This is a genomic window from Skermanella sp. (assembly GCF_059503625.1).
Window position 1 is genome coordinate 1 of sequence record NZ_JCACHA010000624.1, and the last position, 2,624, is coordinate 2,624.

Annotated in this window: 4 protein-coding genes; all 4 read right to left on the bottom strand. The window is 64.7% G+C overall.

The genetic code is table 11. The features are described 5' to 3' along the window. Window positions 1-225: 225 nt before the first annotated feature. A complete protein-coding gene (locus AC5JJ6_RS18015; protein ID WP_496043378.1) occupies window positions 226-1,053 on the bottom strand; it encodes an alpha/beta fold hydrolase in 828 nt (275 codons plus the stop codon). A 159-nt stretch (window positions 1,054-1,212) separates the two neighbouring features. Next, window positions 1,213-1,521, bottom strand: coding sequence for a UBP-type zinc finger domain-containing protein (locus tag AC5JJ6_RS18020; protein WP_496043379.1), 309 nt, complete (start codon window positions 1,519-1,521; stop codon window positions 1,213-1,215). A 277-nt stretch (window positions 1,522-1,798) separates the two neighbouring features. Then, window positions 1,799-2,059, bottom strand: a complete 261-nt coding sequence (locus tag AC5JJ6_RS18025) for a hypothetical protein (RefSeq protein WP_496043380.1) — start codon at window positions 2,057-2,059, stop codon at window positions 1,799-1,801. 146 nt (window positions 2,060-2,205) lie between these two features. Continuing rightward, on the bottom strand, window positions 2,206-2,624 hold a 419-nt coding region (locus AC5JJ6_RS18030), incomplete at its 5' end, for an SDR family oxidoreductase (RefSeq protein WP_496043381.1).

The following is a 2,624-nucleotide window of genomic DNA, read 5'->3' on the forward strand; positions in this document are numbered from 1 at the left end:
GGATTTCCCATCGGGGTATCCGGCCAGGGGCTGGCGGGGCGTGCGCATATCCAGGCGCAGTCGGTTGTCGTCCAGGCGATCCACGCATTTCTCCATCCCGAGCCTGTCTGAAGACAAGGGCCTGACAGCGGGCGGAATGAACGGAGTGACCGATGGGAAAGGGCCGGTCCCGCCTGGACGCGCGGGACCGGCCCTTTCATCCGGCCTCGATCCGGTACGTCGGCCTCAGCCCTTGATGAAGGCGAGGACGTCGGCGTTGAAGGTATCGGCCAGGGTTTCCGCAAGACCGTGAGGCGCGCCGGGATAGACCTTCAGCTGTGCGCCCTTGACGATCTTCGCGGACTTCAGACCGGCCGCCGCGATCGGCACGATCTGGTCGGCATCGCCGTGGATCACGAGGGTCGGCTTGTCGATCTTCCTGAGGTCCTCGGTGTAATCGACCTCCGAGAACTCGTGGACGCAGTCGTACTCGCCCTTGATCGACCCCATCATGCCTTGCAGCCAGAAGCTCTCGCGCAGGCCTTCGTTGATCTTGGCGCCGTCCTTGTTGAAGCCGTAGAACGGCATCGTCAGGTCCTTGAAGAACTGCGACCGATCGCCCGCCGTTCCCTTGCGGATGCCGTCGAAGACCTCCAGCGGCGTGCCCTCGGGGTTGGTCTCCGTCTTCAGCATGAGCGGCGGCACGGCGCTGACCAGGACCATCTTGGCGACGCGGCCCGTGCCGTGGCGGCCGACATAGTGGGTGATTTCGCCGCCGCCTGTGGAGTGGCCGATCAGGACGAGGTTCTTCAGGTCGAGATGCTCGATCAGCTCGGCCAGGTCATCGGCATACTGATCCATGTTGTTGCCGTCCCAGGGCTGACCCGACCGGCCGTGGCCGCGCCGGTCATGGGCGATCACGCGGTAGCCCTGCATGCCGAAGAACAGCATCTGTGCGGCCCAGGCCTCCCCCGAGAGCGGCCAGCCGTGGGAGAAGAGGATGGGCTGGGCGTCCTTCGAACCCCAATCCTTGTAGAAGATCTCAGTTCCGTCCCTGGTCTTGATGGTTGCCATGGTCATGGTTCCTTTCGTGTCGGGGAAACTCGGCGGTCCTCGTCCAGTAATGCGGCGGATCATACCGTATTGTCGGTAAGCGGTCTTGTCGGAGCCTGCCGCGGTTTGGACGGAACGCCGATCGTGCGGGGCGTCGGAGCGGCTTCGCGAAGCTTCCGGTCAGTAGAAGCGCCGGATCGGCCCGGTCTGCGGCGTCGTGTCGTCGCCAAGATCGAGCATCGCCTCGTCCACGTAGCACCAACCCCAGCCTTCCGGCGGATCGTAGCCTTCGATGATCGGGTGCCCGGTGCCGTGAAAATGCGCCGTGGCATGCCGATGCGGGGACTGATCGCAGCAGCCGACATGGCCGCAGGTGCGGCAGATCCGCAGATGAAGCCACTCGCTGCCGATCTTCAGGCATTCCTCACAGCCCTTGGCGCTTGGATGGACGTGCAGGATCGCACCGGTATGGGAGCAGGAACCGCTCATTGCCCCATCTCCGTCACGCGCAGCCGGTCCTCAGCAGTGAGGTGCGATGTGCCGATACCGGGGGAAAACCGGATGCCGGGACTGGCCGTGGGGAAGGGCGGGGCCATTGCGAGCTCCATCGTCGATGCCTCGAAGCAGGGGGCCGGCGCGCACCGGGATCTGGCACGCCTCGGCCGATCCTGCACCTCCACGAAGGATCTCTTCGACGAGTTTCCGCAGAACCGGCAGCGCGATACATGCGGCGGCCGCGACCAAGGGTCTTGTCGTATTCTGCTGCTTACCGGCGTCCGGACTCTTGCTCGTTTCCGCGCGACTTGGCAGCCAAAGCCTGGAGCCGGACGGGTCGGTCCTTGCCGGTCGCGAACGATCGCCCCGGAGTCAGGCCAATGGCGGGTATGGCGCACGGCTGGCGCAATCCTGGCAGCGTCAGCCTGTCGGCGCGGGCGGTCAGGGTCATATTGCTGATCTTGACCGTCCAGCCAGTGCCGATCACGCCGGCGGGTAACTCGGCACAGAGCGGAGCCCGGCGCGATGACATCTGCAACCGTGTCGATATCATCGCACTGATATTGCCGCTGTTCAGCAGAGCTGATAATCCCGCTGTTCAGCAGAGCTGATAATCCCGCTGTTCAGCAGAACAGGGTGCTTGTCCAGCCGCGGAGTGCGCCCGGCACGGTCAGCCCGTCAGCCCACGGTATATCCGCCGTCGATCACGATCTCCTGGCCATAGATGTTGCGGGCCGCGTCGGAGGCCAGAAAGACAGCCATCGCGGCAATGTCATCGGGTTTCCCGAAGCTGCCGGGCAGCAGCCGGGCATTGATCTGCCCCGCCACGGTTTGCAGCACCTCCGGCTGAAGGCCGACCTTGCCCCACAGCGGCGTAGCGATGGGACCCGGCGCAATGGCGTTGACGCGGATCCCCTGCGGCGCCAGTTCAGCCGCCAGCGTCTGAGTAACCGATTTCAGCGCCGCCTTGCTGGCGCTGTAAATGGCCAGACCGGGAAAGCCGACCTGGGTCAGGAAGCTGGTGTTGAACAGGATCGAACCGCCGCGGTTGAGATGCGGCAGGAAGAGGCGGGCAGTCTGCACTGCGCCGACGAAAT

Bases quoted from the DNA above. Each gene is read 5' to 3' on its own strand.
- AC5JJ6_RS18020 (WP_496043379.1), bottom strand. From the start codon at position 1,521: ATGAGCGGTTCCTGCTCCCATACCGGTGCGATCCTGCACGTCCATCCA.
- AC5JJ6_RS18025 (WP_496043380.1), bottom strand. From the start codon at position 2,059: ATGTCATCGCGCCGGGCTCCGCTCTGTGCCGAGTTACCCGCCGGCGTG.
- AC5JJ6_RS18015 (WP_496043378.1), bottom strand. From the start codon at position 1,053: ATGGCAACCATCAAGACCAGGGACGGAACTGAGATCTTCTACAAGGAT.